Consider the following 1,340-nt stretch of genomic DNA (forward strand, 5'->3'; position numbering starts at 1 on the left):
TAGCAGGTTGCGGAAATACCCCTCGACGGGCAGCGGCCTTCCACGATTTACGCGCCCACTGCCGCTAAATCTTTCGCATTGTGCAATTTCAACGCGAATCAACCTTTTTAAAGCGCTGTGAGGCCGACTTCTGGCCTCATTGGCGCCTTTTCCCGCCACTATGGACGGAACTGTGCCAGGGATCGCATGCGCACGAGGTTGTAGGCTGCCATGTTCAACACGAACATCTGGTCCACCTTCTTCAAGCCGCGCACCATCACCTGGCGCATGCGCCCCACGGTCTTGGCCCACCCGAAGCCCTGTTCGATCAATTTGCGCTTTTGCTGCGAAATGGCATAGCCCGCGCTCGCGGCAATCGTTTCGGGCACTGCCGAACGCCGTCCTGAGGTGTTTTGCGCAACGTGCGGTGTAACCTTCATCTGCTGGCACGCCTCGATGAATTCCTGTGCGTCGTAACCCTTGTCTGCGCCCAGGGTGATTTCTGCACTCGTATCTCCTGCCACTTGTCGGGCGTCGTTGATCATGACCTTGGCTGCTTCGCGCTCGGCATGCCCGTCAGCGCGCGTCACCCGCGCGTTGACCACCAGGCCATGCCGATTGTCGGTCAGCGTGTGGCCCATGTAACGCAATTCGCTGGCCGTCTTGCCTTTGCGATAGAGCCGTGCATCGGGATCGGTCTTGGACTCATGCGTCTCGTTACTACGCTTCTCGCCCTTGAAGTCGCCCCCGCCACCACCTTCGCTGTCCTGATCGTCACTGTCTTTGGGCACGAAGCTCTTGTGCCCCGCCCACGCCTGGATCAGCGTTCCGTCCACACTGAAGTGCTCGCCCGAGAGTAGGCACTTCTTCTCGGCGATCGCCACTACTTCATTGAAAAATTCGATCACCGCATCATGCTTAATCAGACGTTCACGGTTCTTCGTGAAAACGGTCGGCACCCAGACCTCGTCATCCATGCTCAACCCGATGAACCAGCGAAACAGCAGGTTGTATTGCACCTGCTCCATCAGTTGGCGCTCCGAGCGGATGCTGTAGAGGATCTGGATCAGCATGGCTCGCAGCAACTTCTCCGGTGCGATGCTCGGTCGCCCACCCTTGATGTCGGCCTCGTACATCCCGGCAAACAACCGATCCATCTTCGCCAGTGCTTCGTTCGCCATCACACGGATCGAACGCAACGGATGCGACTTCGGAACGAAGTCGTCCAGCTTGCGCATGGAAAATAAACTCTCGGTGAATGTGTCGGCGCCGCGCATGATCTTCGGGGGCAAGTGGGGGCCTTCTATCAACGCTTCATTGGTCTTCCGCGATGACGTGGCCGCCGGTACTTCAGCAGCCTG

Annotated in this window: 1 protein-coding gene; it reads right to left on the bottom strand. The window is 58.4% G+C overall.

The window, feature by feature from the left end:
• Positions 1-158 precede the first annotated feature (158 nt).
• The gene (locus tag AB4Y44_RS42315; protein WP_176072248.1) at positions 159-1,256 is read right to left on the bottom strand and encodes an IS5 family transposase; all 1,098 of its coding nucleotides are present in this window, start codon (positions 1,254-1,256) and stop codon (positions 159-161) included.
• Positions 1,257-1,340: the final 84 nt, after the last annotated feature.

Source organism: Paraburkholderia sp. BR10937 (genome assembly GCF_040965695.1).
GTDB lineage: Bacteria > Pseudomonadota > Gammaproteobacteria > Burkholderiales > Burkholderiaceae > Paraburkholderia.

Bases quoted from the DNA above. Each gene is read 5' to 3' on its own strand.
- AB4Y44_RS42315 (WP_176072248.1), bottom strand. From the start codon at position 1,256: ATGCGCGGCGCCGACACATTCACCGAGAGTTTATTTTCCATGCGCAAG.